The 16,574-nt window shown below is 61.8% G+C and carries 14 protein-coding genes; 5 read left to right on the plus strand and 9 right to left on the minus strand.

Features of this window, described 5'->3' with window-relative positions:
- Positions 1–32: 32 nt before the first annotated feature.
- From AB8B31_RS30505 to mmsB, 3 genes are all read left to right on the plus strand, one after another.
- Positions 33–1,628: a GMC family oxidoreductase gene (locus AB8B31_RS30505; protein ID WP_026188776.1), complete on the plus strand. Its 1,596-nt coding sequence runs from the start codon at positions 33–35 to the stop codon at positions 1,626–1,628.
- 138 nt (positions 1,629–1,766) lie between these two features.
- Positions 1,767–2,834 (plus strand): IS110 family transposase, encoded by a 1,068-nt coding sequence (locus tag AB8B31_RS30510; protein ID WP_026188612.1) that lies wholly within the window; start codon positions 1,767–1,769, stop codon positions 2,832–2,834.
- 270 nt (positions 2,835–3,104) lie between these two features.
- Positions 3,105–3,986 carry a 3-hydroxyisobutyrate dehydrogenase gene (gene mmsB / locus AB8B31_RS30515; RefSeq protein WP_018246526.1) on the plus strand — a complete coding sequence of 294 codons (882 nt, stop codon included), beginning with the start codon at positions 3,105–3,107 and terminating at the stop codon, positions 3,984–3,986.
- 16 nt (positions 3,987–4,002) lie between these two features.
- On the opposite strand, the gene AB8B31_RS30520 is transcribed toward mmsB, so the two are convergent.
- The 8 genes from AB8B31_RS30520 to AB8B31_RS30555 form a co-directional block, all read right to left on the minus strand.
- Positions 4,003–4,761, minus strand: coding sequence for a fumarylacetoacetate hydrolase family protein (locus AB8B31_RS30520; protein ID WP_018246527.1), 759 nt, complete (start codon positions 4,759–4,761; stop codon positions 4,003–4,005).
- 192 nt (positions 4,762–4,953) lie between these two features.
- Entirely contained in the window at positions 4,954–6,333 is a 1,380-nt protein-coding gene (locus AB8B31_RS30525; protein ID WP_018246528.1) for an FGGY-family carbohydrate kinase, read from the minus strand.
- Positions 6,330–6,650: an L-rhamnose mutarotase gene (gene rhaM / locus AB8B31_RS30530; protein ID WP_018246529.1), complete on the minus strand. Its 321-nt coding sequence runs from the start codon at positions 6,648–6,650 to the stop codon at positions 6,330–6,332. Before rhaM ends, AB8B31_RS30525 begins: the two co-directional genes overlap by 4 nt.
- Entirely contained in the window at positions 6,647–7,654 is a 1,008-nt protein-coding gene (locus tag AB8B31_RS30535; protein ID WP_018246530.1) for an ABC transporter permease, read from the minus strand. The genes rhaM and AB8B31_RS30535 overlap by 4 nt, the downstream gene beginning before the upstream one ends.
- A complete protein-coding gene (locus tag AB8B31_RS30540; protein WP_018246531.1) occupies positions 7,651–8,652 on the minus strand; it encodes an ABC transporter permease in 1,002 nt (333 codons plus the stop codon). The genes AB8B31_RS30535 and AB8B31_RS30540 overlap by 4 nt, the downstream gene beginning before the upstream one ends.
- A gap of 42 nt (positions 8,653–8,694) precedes the next feature.
- Positions 8,695–10,230, minus strand: coding sequence for a sugar ABC transporter ATP-binding protein (locus tag AB8B31_RS30545; protein WP_018246532.1), 1,536 nt, complete (start codon positions 10,228–10,230; stop codon positions 8,695–8,697).
- Positions 10,231–10,302: 72 nt separating this feature from the next.
- Positions 10,303–11,298 (minus strand): rhamnose ABC transporter substrate-binding protein, encoded by a 996-nt coding sequence (gene rhaS / locus AB8B31_RS30550; RefSeq protein ID WP_018448549.1) that lies wholly within the window; start codon positions 11,296–11,298, stop codon positions 10,303–10,305.
- 48 nt (positions 11,299–11,346) lie between these two features.
- The gene (locus AB8B31_RS30555; protein WP_018246533.1) at positions 11,347–12,159 is read right to left on the minus strand and encodes a DeoR/GlpR family DNA-binding transcription regulator; all 813 of its coding nucleotides are present in this window, start codon (positions 12,157–12,159) and stop codon (positions 11,347–11,349) included.
- 197 nt (positions 12,160–12,356) lie between these two features.
- Here AB8B31_RS30555 and AB8B31_RS30560 point away from each other — a divergent pair, with 197 nt between their 5' ends.
- Together AB8B31_RS30560 and rhaI are read left to right on the plus strand one after the other, a co-directional pair.
- Entirely contained in the window at positions 12,357–14,453 is a 2,097-nt protein-coding gene (locus tag AB8B31_RS30560; protein ID WP_018246534.1) for a bifunctional rhamnulose-1-phosphate aldolase/short-chain dehydrogenase, read from the plus strand.
- 196 nt (positions 14,454–14,649) lie between these two features.
- Positions 14,650–15,942 carry an L-rhamnose catabolism isomerase gene (gene rhaI / locus AB8B31_RS30565; protein WP_018246535.1) on the plus strand — a complete coding sequence of 431 codons (1,293 nt, stop codon included), beginning with the start codon at positions 14,650–14,652 and terminating at the stop codon, positions 15,940–15,942.
- Between the two features lie 93 nt (positions 15,943–16,035).
- Here the strand turns inward: rhaI and AB8B31_RS30570 are convergent, their stop codons facing one another.
- Positions 16,036–16,494, minus strand: a complete 459-nt coding sequence (locus tag AB8B31_RS30570) for a carboxymuconolactone decarboxylase family protein (protein WP_018246536.1) — start codon at positions 16,492–16,494, stop codon at positions 16,036–16,038.
- Positions 16,495–16,574: the final 80 nt, after the last annotated feature.

Here is a 16,574-nt window from a genome sequence, read left to right on the forward strand (position 1 = left end):
AAGCGGCAAGCATCTGGAGTCTCGTGCGGGGCATGGATCGTTACGACTACATCATCATCGGGGCAGGCAGCGCCGGCTGCGTGCTTGCCAACCGGCTGTCCGCCGATGGCAGGAGCCGCGTGCTGCTGCTCGAGGCTGGCGGCAGCGACAATTATCACTGGATCCATATTCCGGTCGGTTATCTCTATTGCATCAACAATCCGCGCACCGACTGGTGCTTCACCACAGCGCCGGAAGCGGGATTGAACGGCCGGGCGTTGAGCTATCCGCGCGGCAAGGTGCTTGGCGGCTGTTCGTCGATCAACGGCATGATCTACATGCGCGGCCAGGCGCGCGATTACGACCTCTGGCGGCAGATGGGCTGCACCGGCTGGGGTTGGGACGATGTTCTGCCCTTCTTCCGCAAGTCCGAGGATTTTTATCGCGGCGAAGACGAGATGCATGGTGCCGGCGGCGAATGGCGCATTGAGAAGGCGCGTGTGCGCTGGGCCGTGCTCGATGCCTTTCAGCAGGCGGCCAGGGAAGCAGGCATCCCTGAGACCGCGGATTTCAACCGCGGCAGCAACGAAGGTTCCGGCTATTTCGACGTCAACCAGCGTTCCGGCATTCGCTGGAACACCTCGAAGGCCTTCCTGCGCCCGGCGATGAAGCGCTCCAACCTGACCGTCCTGACCAAAGCGCAGGTCCGGCGGCTGCTGGTGGAGGAGGGCGCCGTTGCCGGCGTCGAATTCCAGCATGGTGGCGTGGCGAAACGCGCCTATGCTGCGAAAGAAACCGTCCTTTCGGCCGGTTCGATCGGCTCGCCGCATATCCTGGAACTGTCAGGCATCGGCAGGGGCGAGGTTCTCCAGCGGGCGGGTGTCGATGTCGTCACCGAGGTGAAGGGTGTCGGCGAGAACCTGCAGGACCATCTGCAGCTGCGTCTGGCCTATAAGGTCACAGGCGTTCCGACGCTGAACGAGAAGGCGACGAAGCTGATCGGCAAGGCGGCGATCGGGCTCGAATATCTCGTCCGCCGCTCCGGGCCGATGGCAATGGCGCCGAGCCAGCTCGGCATCTTCACCCGCTCAGGCCCGGACCGGGAAACGCCTGATCTGCAATATCACGTGCAACCGGTATCGCTGGAGAAGTTCGGCGATCCCGTCCATCCTTTCCCGGCGATCACGGCGAGCGTCTGCAATCTCAGGCCGGAAAGCCGGGGTTCGGTGCACCTGTCGAGCCCGGATTTTGCCGCCCAGCCGACGATCAGCCCGAAATACCTCTCGACGCAGCGCGATCGTGACATAGCTGTCCGTTCAATACGATTGACGCGCAAGATCGTCGCGCAGCCTTCCTTTGCCCGTTTCAAGCCGGAGGAATTCAAGCCGGGACCCGCCTATCAGACGGAGGCCGATCTGGAGCGGGTGGCGGGCGATATCGGCACGACGATCTTCCATCCCGTCGGCACCTGCCGCATGGGCGCCGACAGGGACAGCGTCGTCGATCCCAGGCTGAGATTCCGGGCGCTCGGCAAGCTGAGGATCGCCGACGCCTCGGTGATGCCGTTGATCACCTCGGGCAACACCAATTCGCCGACGATCATGATCGCCGAAAAGGCGGCAGCAATGATCCTCGAAGACAATCGATAGGAGGTGGCATGAAAGAGGCCGCGGCCGTTGAGAGAACGGATCACTGAGATGCAGATGATGATCGAGGGACAGTCACACTTCCAGCCTTTCGGCTTATCTTATTGGGGTTTCGAAGATCTCAATAAGGGAGTTGGAAGCATGACTGCCTCTTATGAATACCATATCGGGGTCGACTACCACAAATCCTACAGCCACCTGGTGGTTCAGGACAGCAGCGGCAAGACGCTGAGATCCGGCCGGGTGAAGAACGACCGACAGTCGCTCGGCGGGTTTCTCGAACGCTATCGGGAGAACTCGCATGCGGTTGTCGAGGCGACGCGCAACTGGATGGTGATCTACGACTGGCTCGACGACATTTGTGATGATGTCGTTCTCGCCCATCCGCTGAAGGTTAAGGCGATCGCCGACGCCAAGATCAAGACCGACAAGATCGACGCGACGGTGCTGGCACATCTGCTCAGAGCCGATCTGGTACCCGAAGCCTGGGCGCCAAGCGAGAGATCGCGGGACCTTCGCGTCGCGCTACGCGAACGGATGTTTTACGTGCGGCTGCGCACGATGACCAAGAACCGCATCGTCACGGTGTTCGACCGCTATCCGGAGCAGACGGCGCAATTGAAGAAGCTTGGCGACCTGTTTGGCAAGGCCGGCCGCGTCCAGCTGGCTCAAGTGAACGTCTCTGAGATCGACCGCATCCAGATTGATCGTGGTCTCGCCTTCATCGGCGACATCGACATGCGGATCAAACAGTCGGAAGCAACGATCCGGGCGATGACCAAGGCCAATGCCAACGTCAAGCTGTTGAAGACGATCCCCGGCATCGGCGAGTTCTTCGCCCGGCTGATCGATGCGGAGATCGACGACATATCGCGGTTCCGCCAACCGAAGAAGCTTGCCGCCTATGCCGGGCTTGTGCCCTCGACCTATTCCTCCGGCGGCAAGACCTTCCACGGCAAGATCATCAAGCAGGGCAACAAGTGGCTGCGCTGGGCCTTCGTCGAGGCGGTAACACCTGCCATCGCCAGCGATCCACAGCTGCGCGCCCAATACGAGCATCTGAAGATCAAAGGAATAAACAAGGCGCGGGTTGCCATCGCGCGCAAGCTTCTGACGATCGCCTTCCAGATCCTGCGTGACCAGCGCGCCTACGAGCCGCGCGGCACCGCCACCATGGAAGGCGCGTCGACGATATCCCGGTTGTCCTGATGGTCGTTTAGCGAGCTCGGCAGGACTGGGCTGCGCTCCTCTAGGAGAATGGGAAACCGGGAGCCGAACGCCACTCTGTGACCGAAGCCCCAGGCATCAGGTCACGCATTGGAGACTGGTTCAAGAACCGAAGGACAGCAAAGCGATCTGTCCGGCGGAAAGAGAGACTTTGCCGATCGGTACGAATGCCGGTCAAAACTTAACCGAACCCAAGGAAAAGCCGCCAAATGCTGGTGTTCTGCCCCTTGCGTTCTTTCATTGGAGAAGACCATGGCAAGGATCGCATTCATCGGGCTTGGCAATATGGGCGGGCCGATGGCGGCCAATCTGGTCAAATCAGGTCATGAAGTCTTTGGCTTCGATCTTGCGGCTTCGGTGCTGAAGGCGGCCGAGGAGAGCGGCGTCAAACCGGCAAGTCATGCCAGCCAGGCGGTCAAGGACGCGGAGATCATCATTACCATGCTGCCGCAGGGCAGGCACGTGCTGACGGCCTGGACCGATATCCTGCAGTCGGCCGCGCAAGGCACGCTGGTCATCGATTGTTCGACCATCGATGTCGACAGCAGCCGCAAGGCGCATGAGATGGCCAAGGCCGCGAGCTGCCTGTCGCTCGACGCCCCCGTCTCCGGCGGCACGGGCGGGGCAACCGCGGGCACGCTGACCTTCATGGCCGGCGGCTCGGAAGAGGCCTTCGCCAAGGCAAAACCGATCCTCGAGGCGATGGGAAAGAAGATCGTCCATTGCGGCGAGGCCGGCGCCGGCCAGGCGGCGAAGATCTGCAACAACATGATCCTCGGCATTTCGATGATCGGCGTCTGCGAGGCCTTCGTACTCGCCGAGAAACTTGGGCTCTCGCATCAGGCGCTGTTCGACGTTGCCTCGACCTCGTCGGGCCAGTGCTGGTCGATCAATACCTATTGCCCGGTGCCCGGACCAGTGCCGACTTCGCCTGCGAATAATGACTACAGGCCGGGCTTTGCCGCAGCCCTGATGCTGAAGGATCTCAGGCTTTCGCAGGAGGCGGCGCTGGCGAGTGGCGCGTCCACGCCGCTCGGCGCGGAAGCAGCGCAGCTTTTCGCGCTCTTCGAGAAGCAGGGTAATGGCGGAAGGGACTTTTCCGCCATCATCGAGATGTTCCGCGAGAAGGCTTAAGCGCCACGGGGTCAAGTCAACCCTTCGATACCGAGAAGCTGAGCCTGCTATTGCCGAGTTCGATGTCGATCTCGCCGGGTTCGGTCAGTTCGATCGCGCCGCTCAACGTGCCTGTGGTGATGAGCGCACCCGTCTTCAGCGATGTCTCGGGGCGCAAGCCATCATTGGCGTAATCGACGAGCCAGGTGAGAACGTCGCCCTTCGGATGCTGTGCCGGACCATCATAGATCGTGCGGCCGGCATGAGTGACCTTGAGCGGCGTTCCCCCGACGGTGTCGACAACGCTTTTTTCGAGCTTCGGACCGAGCACATAGCCGCTATTGCCGAGGCGGTCGGCGACGAACAGTAGAAAGGAAACGCTGCCGCTTTCCCTAACCGCGCTCACCAGCAGCTCGGCGCCGAGATGGACAGCGGAGATCGCCTTGACCACGTCGGCGCGGCTGTAGGGAACGCCTGTGCGGACCGGCAGATCACTGCCGAGACGGACGGCGATCTCGGTTTCGAATTTCAGGCCCGGATACCAGGGAATGTCAGCGCCCGAGACGGCTTCGGCATAGGGATGCAGCGGAGCGGTGACCGCCTGGCCCTGCGGCGAGACCGTCACCTTCCAGGCGTTGCTTGAAATACTGTCTGCAGCGGTGAGCAACTTCTGCGCCTCCATCGCCTGATGGAGATCGGCTGGCAGCGGGAAAGTGTCCGTTGCCTCCTGCCTGCCGGCCTGGCGCAGGCTGTGAAGCGTGGCTGCAACCGTGCGCGGATCGAATGTCTCTGTCATGCTATCTCCTCGACCTGATTTTCGAGGTGCCACACTAGAGCATGATGCCGAAAAGTGTGAGCGGTTTTCGGACGACATCATGCTCTAACTATATAATGTAGAACAGGATTCAGATTTTAGGCCGACCCGGCCTAAAATCATCCTGTTCTAGCGAGAAGGCAGGGACGAACAAGGCCGCTTTTGGAAAGACTCCTATTCCATCGCCGCGTACCAGCGGGTGCGATAGGCGGCCAGCCCCGGGATATCAGTCGGCGGAACATGCGTCTCGGCACCCGACACCGGCCGGATGCCGGTGAGAAGAGCGGCCCCCTGGCTGGTGCCGGTTGTGCCAGGAAGGGCCATGACCTCGCGGCCGGTTAGGGCGGCCAGCAGCGTGAGATAGGTCCCATTCAGGGCAAATGGGCCTTCGACGATAACAGGGCCTTTGGCGCCGATCAGTCCGAGGCAGGCATCGGTCATCAAGGCGAGATAGAGGCAGGCAGCGGCAGAGCGCTCCTCGCGGCTTGCCTCTTCAGCACCGATCCAGCGGCTTACCTTTCCGGGAAAAGGCCCGGAACCCGGCGCGATATTCGGCAGGAGCATCATGCCTTTGTCGATGACCGGGCCGATTGCCGCCTCGACGGCTTTTTCGTCGATAGGGCCGATCTCGGCAGAAAGAATTTCGAATTCCCGCCCGCCCATGAAACGCGAGGAGGGGACGGCCCGGCCATAGGCATCGACATTGGCGAGCGCATCGCGTTTCGGGTCGAGATGATCGAGATCGCCGCCGACGCCAAAATTGATGACCCATGTGCCGGTGGAGACGACCGCAAAGGGCGCTTCGCGACGCACCAGATGCGGCAGCAGCGAGGCATTGGAATCGTGAATGCCGCAATAGACCGGCACGGGTGCGGTAAGGCCGAGCTCTGCGGCGATGTCGGGAAGAACCGGGCCAAGCGCATCGAAGGCGGATCGGATCGGCGCCATGAGGTCGCGAATGCCAAGCCTGTCGACGAGCGAGGAATAGCTGCCGGCCCTCGGGTTCCAGAGGTCGGTATGACAGCCGAGCGAGGTCAGCTCATTGGCGGCAACACCCGTCAGCCGCGCCGTCCAATATTGCGCATATGTGAGGATGGTCGCAACCTCGGCGAATTCCTCGGGAAAGGCGGTCTTCTGGTAGTGCAGCTGCGCGCCGACGTTGAGGCCCATCGCGAGGTGCGGCGAGAAGGTTTCGTCGAAGGAGGGGCGCAGCCGCGTATAGGCGTCGCGGATTTCCTGCGGATATTCATGTTCATAGTCGATGACAGGCATGGCAAGCGTGCCGTCCCGGGCAAGGAGTGCTGCGGAGGCGCCATGGGTGGTGATCGAAATGGCGTCGAAGCCGGGCTCGCGCGCAAGGCTCTTCAGCGCATCGCGCGCAAAGGACCAGAGGGCCTCTACGTCGTAATGCGGATAGAGACCGGTTTTGATCGCGATATTCGGCCGTTTCAGGACGGCGACCTCGGCGCCCGTCTCGCTGTCGAGCACGACCACCTTGGCATTGGTCTTGCCGATGTCGAGGACGGCGATGCGGCGATAAGAGGTGGCGTTCATGGCATATGGAAGACGGTGACCAGGTCGCTCTGGACCGGCGAATTATCGGGATTGGTCGCCATGATATCGGCCATGTGCGCCCACCATTTTTTCATGACCGGATGGTCCGGCAGGCTTGCCATCCTATGGTCGGCGGGCCGCGTCAACACGCCGAACAGCGTGTTGGTCTCGCGGTCGAGATGAATGGAATAGTCGCTGGCGCCTGACTTGTGCAGGAGATCGACCAGTTCCGGCCAGATCTCGTCATGCCGCTTGCGGTATTCGGCTTCCATGCCCGGATTGAGCTGCATTTTGAAGGCGTGTTTTTCTAAAGTCATCGGGAGCTCATGACCTTGATGCGGCGGGCGATGATCGGGATGGCGATGGTGATGATCAGAAGCAGGCCGATGAAGATCGACATGACGATGCCTGGCACGTTCAGCAGGCCGAGGCCGAAGGTGACGAGACCCATGACGAAGGCGGCGATGACGACGCCGACGATGGTGCCGGAGCCGCCGAGGATCGAGATGCCGCCGAGCACGACCATGGTGACGACCTCAAGTTCCCAGCCCTGGGCGATTGACGGCCGGGTCGAGCCGAGGCGTGAGGTCAAGCAGACGGCGGCAACGCCGCTCATGACGCCGGTCAACAGGAAGAGGATGAATTTGACGCGCTCGACCGGAATGCCGGAGAAGCGGGCGGCGAAGTCGTTGTTGCCGATCGCATAGACCTGCCGGCCGAAATTCGTCGCATGCAGGAGGATGGCGAAGAGGATCGCCAGCACGATGAAGAGCACGAATTCGAAGGAGAATACCCAGACGACATAGCCCTGGCCGAAATAGGCGAAATCAGCCGGGTATTTGCCATAGGCCTGATCACCGAGGACGATATAGGAAATGCCGCGGAAAAGGCTCATCGTGCCGATGGTGACGACGATCGACGGCAGTTTCAGCACCGAGACCAGAACGCCGTTGAAGATGCCGCAGGCAAGGCCGGTGCCGATGCCGATCGCGACCAGGCCCGGTGTGCCGATGCCGACCTGCGCTGCCGCGCCCATTGCCGTCGAGGCGAGCGCGATGATCGCAGCGACCGAGAGGTCGATCTCGCCTGATATGACGAGCAGCGCCATGGCAAAGGCGATCATTGCCTTTTCGGTGAAGTTAAAGGTGGCGTCCGAGAGATTCCAGGCATCGAGGAAATAGGGCGAGGCGAGCGAATTGAAGATGAAGATCAGCACGGCGACGGCAAAGAGCAGCACTTCCCAGCTCGCGAGGATGCGGCGGAAGGGTGTGCCGAGGCGGTCGGGAATGACCCGCTTTTCGTGTGTGGACACGGTGCTCATGCTGCGGCCTCCGTTCTGATCTCGGCCGCGGCGCGGTCGCGCAGGATGATGCGGCCGCGGTTGCGCTCGCGCCTGGCGTTGAAGGCGACGGCGAGAATGATGACGGTTCCGGAGATCGCCATCTGCGTGAAGGGTGAAATGCCGATCACCGGCAATGCATTCTTGATGACGCCGAGGAAGAGCGCGCCGAGCACGGTGCCGGCGACCGAGCCGACGCCGCCGGCAATCGAGATGCCGCCGATGACGCAGGCCGCGACGCTGTCGAGTTCGAAGCCGTTGGCGATATCGACATAGGCAACAGCATAACGCGACACCCAGAGATAGCTCGCAAGGCCGGCGAGCGCGCCCGACAGGGCGAAGGCCAGGAATTTCGTCCAGCCCGTATCGATGCCGGCATAGACGGCCGCGGTCGGATTGCCGCCGGTCGCATAGGCCGAGCGGCCGAACTGGGTGTATCGGAGCAGGACATACATCAGGAGCACGATTATGATGCCCACCCAGCCGAGAACGGGCAGGCCGAGGATCGGCGTGCGCGGCACCGACAGAAAGACCGGCGTCATCTGGTGGGCGTTGACCCACGCCCCGCCCGACAGCACGAAGGCCATGCCGCGATAGATGGTGAGCGTGCCGAGTGTCACGACGATCGGCGGAATTTCGAGCGCCCAGACGAGAAGGCCGTTGATGGCGCCGAGGCAGGCGCCGATGACGATCGCGGCAAGGATGAGCACGACGAGCGGCAGATTGGGATAGGCGGCATTCATCATCGCGATCGCCATGCCGGTGAAGGCGAGGTTGGCGGCAACCGACAGGTCGATCGATTTCGTCAGGATGACCGTCATCTGCGCGAGCGCCAGGATGATCAGGATGGAGGTATCGTTGAAAATGCCGGCGAGATTCTCCGGCGTTGCGAAATCGGCAGCGCGCGTCGAAAAGATCGCGATCATCACGACGATGATGAGGAACAGCAGGGTTTCGCGTTTTCTGATCAGTCTTACCATGCTCTTACCTTATGAATTGCTGGGCCTTATGCATTGCGGGCCTCATGTATTGCCGGTGGCGGCGCGCACCAGCGCTTCCGGCGACAGCTCGGCGCGGTCGAAAATTCCGGCGGCGAGACCTTCCTTCATCACCAGGACGCGATCCGACATCCCGATGATTTCGGGCAGTTCGGACGAGACCATGATGATCGACAGGCCCTCGGCGGCGAGTTCGCTGATGAAGCCGTGCACGGCCGCCTTCGAACCGATGTCGATGCCTTTTGTGGGTTCATCGAGGATGATGACCTTCGGCGCCGTCGCCAGCCATTTGCCGATGACGACCTTCTGCTGATTGCCGCCGGAGAGCGTGCCGACCGGGACGGAAAGGGCAGCGGCGCGTAAGTCCAGCCGCTCGGCATATTTGCGCGCGAGCGCGAATTCGTTGGCCGCCCTAAGGAAGCCTCGGCGCGAGGTGCGGGCGAGCGAGGGCAGCGTCATGTTCTGGAAGATCGGCATCGGCAGCGCCAGCCCGTGGCGGCCGCGTTCCTCCGGCACATAGACGATGCCGGCCCGGATCGCATCCTGCGGCGAATGGATGGTGATCTCGCGGCCCTCGAGCATCATGGTGCCCGAGAGCGGCCTGGTGATGCCGAAGAGCGATTGGGACAGTTCCGAACGCCCGGCGCCGATCAGGCCGTAAATGCCGAGAATCTCGCCCTGGCGCAGGGTGAAGGAGATGTCGCGGAATTCGGTGCGGTGGCTGTAATTGCGGATCTCGAGAACCGGGCCGCCGATGGCGACATCGACCTTCGGAAAGGCATTCTCGACGTCGCGGCCGACCATCATGCGGACGATCTCGTCCTGCGGCGTTTCCTTGAGCCGGCCCTGGCCGACGGCGCGGCCGTCGCGGAAGACGACGAAATCGTCGGCGATCTCGTACACCTCGTCGAACTTGTGGCTGATGAAGAGGATCGCCTTGCCCTTTTCCTTCAGGCCCCGGACGATGCGGAAGAGATCGTCGATCTCCTTGCGGGAAAGGGCTGCCGTCGGTTCGTCCATGATGACGATGCGGGCCTCGATCGACAGAGCGCGCGCAATCGCCACCAGATGGCGCTGCGCGATCGAGAGGTCCTTCAGCCGGATCGTCGGATCGATATTGCTTTCGAGCGCGGTCAACAGCGCCTTCGCGCGGCTGTTCATCGCCTGCCAGTCGATGGTGCGCAAACGCGTGCGCGGCGCATGGCCGAGGAAAATGTTTTCGGCAACCGTCAGCTCGTCGAACAGCACGGTTTCCTGATGGATGGCGGTGACGCCGGCATCGATTGCGGCTTGGGCGCTGGCAAAGGTCACCGGCTGGCCGTCGACGAGGATCTCGCCTTCATTCGGCCTGTAGATGCCGGTCAGGATCTTGACCAGCGTCGATTTGCCGGCGCCGTTTTCGCCGATCAGCGCGGTCACCGTGCCGGGATGCAGCGCGATGCTGACATTGTCGAGCGCCTTCACGCCCGGGAAGATCTGGGAGATGCCGCGCATTTCCAGAATGGCGGGCGCATCACCGGTTTTGCTGTCCGTGGCGGTTTGTTGAAAGGCAGCGTTCATCGAGCTTCTACCAGTGTCGAATGAGAATCCCGGCGGCCATCAGGCCGCCGGGCTTTTATGCGTCGGCTTGGATCAGAAGACCTTGGAGAACTGGTCGATGTTCGTAGCGTTGTAGACGAAGGGATCGGCCATGGCGGCTTCGCCGTTGTCGCCGACCTTGATCTTGCCCATGCGGCCGGCCTCGATCTCGCTGCCCGGCTTGCCGTCGGTCTCGCCCTTGACGAGGCGATAGGCGATCTGCGTTGCGGAGTAGCCGAGATCGATCGGGTTCCAGATGGCGAATTCCTTCGTCGCGCCCGACTTGATCGCGCCGGCCATTTCGGACGGCAGGCCAAGACCGGTGACGTAGACCTTGCCGACAAGGCCCTTGTCTTCGACGACCTTCGACGCGGCGAGAACGCCGACCGTCGTCGGAGCGACGATGACCTTGATGTTCGGGTTCGCCTTCAGCAGGCCCTCGGCTTCACGGTAGGACTTGTCCGAGAGGTCGTCGCCATAGACCGTGGTGACGAGGTTGAGGCCCGGGAAATCCTTGAGCTGCTTCTTCATCTGGTCGATCCAGATGTTCTGGTTGGTCGAGGTGGTCGTTGCCGACAGGATCGCGAAGTCACCCTTGCCGCCGTCGAGATGGTCCTTGACGAGGGTCAGGCACATTTTGCCGATCAACTCGTTGGACGACGGGTTGAGCTGAAGGATACGGCCTTCAGGCGCGACGCCGGAATCCCAGGAGATGACCTTGATGCCGCGCTGTGTAGCCTTCTTCAGCGCCGGAACGAGCGCGTCGGGATCGTTGGCCGAAACGGCGATGGCGCTGACGCCCTGGGCGATCAGCGAGTTGATGACTTCGATCTGGCCTTCGGCCGTCGTCGTCGTCGGACCCGTATAGATGACCTCGACGCCGCCGAGTTCCTTGGCCGCTTCCTGCGCGCCCTTGTTGGCAGCATCGAAGAAGCCGTTGCCGAGCGACTTGACGACGAGACCGATCTTGATGTCGGCGGCACTTGCCGTGCCGGCCATCATGGCGACGGCAAATGCCACGCCGATTGCGAGTTTCTTTGCGAGTTTCATGCTTTCATCCTCCCACTTGATTGACACTCTTCACACCTGGCCGGCGCCTTATGCGACCGACGAGGAATCCTCCTTGATTGCCTGGGCGACCGGGCTCGCGACAATGAGCCTGATGCCGGCATTCTCGATCATCCTGACGGCTTCCTCTGGAATGCCGTCATCGGTGATGATCGTAGACACACGCTCGAGCGGGCACAGAATGAGGCTCGAGCGGCGATGGAACTTGCTGGAATCGGCCATGACGACCAGTTCGTCGGCCTGATGCATCAGCTTCTGCTCGCTCTGGATGATCAGCGCGTCGGCTTCCATGATGCCGAGCGGGCCGACGCCCTGCGCACCGATGAAGAAACGGCGGGCGTAGAAATTGCGGATCGCGTCGTTGTCGAAGGGGGAGAGGATCAGGCTCTGCTCGCGATAGATCGCGCCGCCCGGCACCGTCACCGTGTTCTTCGAATGCTTGACCAGATGTTCGGCAATCGCGAAGGAATTGGTCATCACCTGCAGGCGGTGGGCCGCCATGAAATGCACCATCTGGAAGGTGGTCGTGCCACCGTTGATGATGATCGCGTCGCCGGGATCGCAAAGCTCGACTGCCTGGCGGGCGATTGCGCGTTTCTTGTCGATATTGACCGATTCCGACACCCGGAAGGGACGCCCGGCGAGATTGCCGAGCTGCGGCGGATGCACCGCCTCGGCGCCGCCGCGCACGCGCCGGATCTTGCCCTGAACATGAAGAGCCGCGATGTCGCGCCGGATCGTCGCCTCGGAAGCCTCGGTCAGTTCGGAAATATCCTGAACCGTCACGACGGACTTTTCCTGAACGGCGCTCAGAATGATGCGATGGCGTTCGCGTTCGTGCATGGGGCTCCTCCTTTAATCGTTTATTTCGCACATATGACAATGTGTCAATCAAAAACGATCATAAATTTTCATATTGCGCTGCACAATAATCGAATTTGATCGTTTTCGATTGACAAGCTGCGTTTTGATGAGCGATACCGTCAGCGAAAAGGGCGCGAACTTTGCGTCCCGATGAAGATTTCATATGGGAGGATGACATGGCGGCGAACGTCCGGCTTCTGGAAAACCGGTGGGATGATGCTTACGCGGCAGGCCTCGATGAGCCTGGCAAGCTGCTCTATCGCTCCAACCTGCTCGGCGCCGACAAGCGCATCACCAATTATGGCGGCGGCAACACCTCGGCGAAGGTGCTGGAAACCGATCCGCTGACCGGCGGCAAGGTCAAGGTACTCTGGGTCAAGGGATCGGGCGGCGATGTCGGCACGATCAAGCTCGACGGTTTCGCGACGCTCTACCAGGACAAGCTGGAATCGCTGAAGAGCATCTACAAGGGCGTCGAGGACGAGGACCGCATGGTCGGCTTCCTGCCGCACTGCACCTTCAACCTGAACGCCCGCGCCGCCTCGATCGATACGCCGCTGCACGGTTTCGTGCCTTTCACCCATGTCGACCACATGCATCCTGATGCGATCATCGCGATCGCCGCGTCGAAGAATTCGAAGGAATTGACGCAGCAGATCTTCGGCGACGAGATAGGCTGGCTGCCCTGGCGTCGTCCGGGCTTCCAGCTCGGCCTCGACCTCGGTGCTTTCGTCGCCGCAAACCCGAATGCCAAGGGTGTCGTGCTCGAAAGCCACGGCCTCTTTACCTGGGCTGATGACGCCAAGGCCTGCTACGAGCTGACGCTCGATATCATCAACAAGGCGATCGTCTGGTTTGCCGAAAAGACCGAGGGAAAGACGATTTTCGGCGGTGCGCTCACTGAGAGCCTGGCCGCCGCCGAACGCCGCGCCATCGCCGCCCGGCTGATGCCGGAGATCCGGGGCCGCATCGGCAAGCAGGAGCGCAAGCTCGGACATTTCGACGATCAGGGCGCGGTGCTCGAATTCGTCAATTCCCGGGATTTGCGCCCGCTCGGCGCGCTCGGCACCAGCTGCCCGGATCATTTCCTGCGCACCAAGATCCGCCCGCTGATCGTCGATTTCGACCCGGCCAAGCCGGATGTCGACGCGATCGTTGCCGGTCTCGACAAGGCGCTGGAGGATTACCGCGCCGATTACGCCCGCTATTACAACGACTGCAAGCATGACAATTCGCCTGCCATCCGCGATGCCAATCCCGTCATCTTCCTCGTTCCTGGCGTCGGCATGCTGTCCTTTGCCCGCGACAAGGCGACGGCTCGTATTGCCAGCGAATTCTACGTCAACGCAATCAACGTCATGCGCGGCGCCTCGACGGTCTCGGAATATCAGGGCCTGCCCGAGCAGGAAGCCTTCGACATCGAATACTGGCTGCTCGAAGAGGCCAAGCTGCAGCGCATGCCGAAGCCGAAGAGCCTTGCCGGCCGCGTCGCCTTCGTCACCGGCGGCGCCGGCGGCATCGGCCGGGCGACGGCCGCGCGCCTCGTCGGTGAAGGCGCCTGCGTGGTGCTTGCCGATATTGACCAGGCAGCACTCGAGGGCACCGAAGCCGATTTCGTCAAGAGATATGGCGCTGACGCCGTACGCAGCGTCCGGCTTGACGTCACCAAGGAAGATGCCGTGATCGCCTCCTTCGCGGAAGCCTGCGTTGAATTCGGCGGCATCGATATCCTCGTCTCGAACGCCGGCATTGCCTCGTCCGCGCCGATCGAAGCCACCGAGCTGTCGACGTGGAACCGCAATATCGATATTCTGGCGACCGGCTATTTCCTCGTCTCGCGCGAAGCCTTCCGCCTGTTCCGCCGCCAGGCGCTCGGTGGCAACGTCGTCTTCGTCGCTTCGAAGAACGGTCTTGCCGCTTCGCCGAATGCGGCTGCCTATTGCACCGCCAAGGCTGCCGAAATCCATCTCGCCCGCTGCCTGGCGCTCGAAGGCGCGGATGCCGGCATCCGCGTCAACACCGTCAATCCGGATGCCGTCCTGCGCGGCTCGAAGATCTGGAGCGGAGAATGGCGCGAGCAGCGCGCCGCCTCGTCCAAGATCGAGGTGGACGATCTCGAGGAACATTACCGCAAGCGGTCGATGCTGAAACTCAACGTGTTTCCGGAAGATATCGCCGAGGCGATCTATTTCCTCGCATCGGACCTTTCTGCAAAATCGACCGGCAACATCATCAATGTCGATGCCGGCAATGTGCAGAGTTTTACGCGGTAAGAGGGACGCTCTTCTCCCCGGCGGGGGGAAGATGCCGGCAGGCAGATGAAGGGGGGCGCAGAGCGAAGCGATGCGTGTTCCGGGCAGGGCAGCGAAGGACCATTAATGTCCTACCCGGCCGCCCCCTCATCCGACCCTTCGGGCCACCTTCTCCCCGCTGGGGAGAAGGGGAGAAAGAAACAATCGGGAGGAAGAAATGGCCGAATTCAGGATCGCGCAGGATCTGGTTGCGACGGATAATGACAAGCGGGCAACAGCGCTGAAAGCCGATTACGAGGCACTGGGCGCGACGCTTGTCCGCCGTGGCGTCGATATCGCAGCAGTCACCCGGAAGGTTGCGGAATTCTTCGTCGCCGTTCCCTCTTGGGGCGTCGGCACCGGTGGCACGCGTTTTGCCCGTTTCCCCGGCACCGGCGAGCCGCGCGGCATCTTCGACAAGCTCGACGATTGCGCCGTCATCAACCAACTGACGCAGGCGACGCCGAATGTCTCGCTGCATATTCCCTGGGACAAGGCAGACGCCAGGGAGTTGAAGGCCAAGGGTGATGCGCTCGGCCTCGGCTTCGATGCGATGAATTCCAACACCTTTTCCGATGCGCCCGGCCAGGCCCATTCCTATAAATACGGCTCGCTCAGCCACACCGATGCGGCAACACGGGCGCAAGCGGTCGAGCACAATCTCGAATGCATCGAAATCGGCAAGGCGCTCGGCTCCAAGGCATTGACGGTGTGGATCGGCGACGGTTCGAACTTCCCCGGCCAGAGCCATTTCACCAAGGCTTTCGAGCGTTATCTCGCCTCGATGGCGGATATCTACAAGGCGCTGCCTGATGATTGGAAGCTGTTCTCCGAGCACAAGATGTACGAGCCGGCCTTCTATTCCACCATCGTGCAGGATTGGGGCACCAACTATCTGATCGCCCAGACGCTCGGCCCCAAGGCCTATTGCCTCGTCGATCTCGGTCACCATGCGCCGAACACCAATATCGAGATGATCGTCGCCCGCCTGATCCAGTTCGGCAAGCTCGGCGGTTTCCACTTCAATGATTCGAAATATGGCGACGACGATCTCGACGCCGGCGCGATCGATCCCTACCGGCTGTTCCTCGTCTTCAACGAACTGGTCGATGCCGAGCAGCGCGGCGTCAATGACTTCAACCCGGCCCATATGATCGACCAGTCGCACAATGTCACCGACCCGATCGAAAGCCTGATCAACAGCGCCAACGAAATCCGCCGTGCTTATGCACAGGCGCTGCTCGTCGACCGCAAGGCGCTCTCCGGTTACCAGGACGACAACGACGCGCTGATGGCATCGGAAACGTTGAAGCGCGCCTATCGCGCCGATGTCGAGCCGATCCTCGCCGAAGCCCGACGCAGGGCCGGCGGCGCGATCGACCCGATCGCCGTCTATCGCGCCAGCGGCTATCGCAGACAAGTGGCGGCCGAGCGCCCGGCATCCGCTGCCGGCGGCGGCGGCATCATCTGAACGACCGATTGTTTCGCATGGCCTGAAGCCATGCTGATTAGGGATGATGGTTGCCGGCAGCGCAGGGGTGACGCGCTGCCGGCGTCCCGCCGTTTACGGCTTCCAGGCCCCGGCGATCTGGCGGGTGGCGATGTTCAGCCGGTTCCAGACATTGATGTTGGCGATGGCGATGACGAGTGCCGCAAGGCTCCTGCCGTCATAATGCCGGGTCGCTTCGTCCCAGACATCGTCCGGCACAGGGTCGGCGCGGTCGCTGACACGGGTGACTGCCTCGGTCAGCGCAAGGGCTGCCCGCTCGGCGTCGCTGAAATAGGGCGAGTCGCGCCAGGCGCCGATGGCGAAGAGCCTTTCGTCGGTTTCGCCGAGCTTCTTTGCAATGCGGGGATGCCCGTCGACACAGACGCTGCAGCCGTTGATCTGGCTGGCGCGCAGGTTGACGAGTTCGAGCAGCTTCGGCGAAAGGCCGGTTTCGACCGGCACCTTGCTGAGCGCATTGAGCGCCTGCATGGCCGCGGGAAGGACGAGGGCGGGGTTTCCCATTCTCTCCTGCATGGTATGTCTCCTTGATGCGTTTACTGTTGTTCGACGATCCGCCGGCGCTGTCACATCGGCCGGGTTTCATTCGTCATGGC

The organism is Rhizobium sp. 62_C5_N11_2 (assembly GCF_051811185.1).
Classification (GTDB): Bacteria; Pseudomonadota; Alphaproteobacteria; order Rhizobiales; family Rhizobiaceae; genus Rhizobium; species Rhizobium leguminosarum.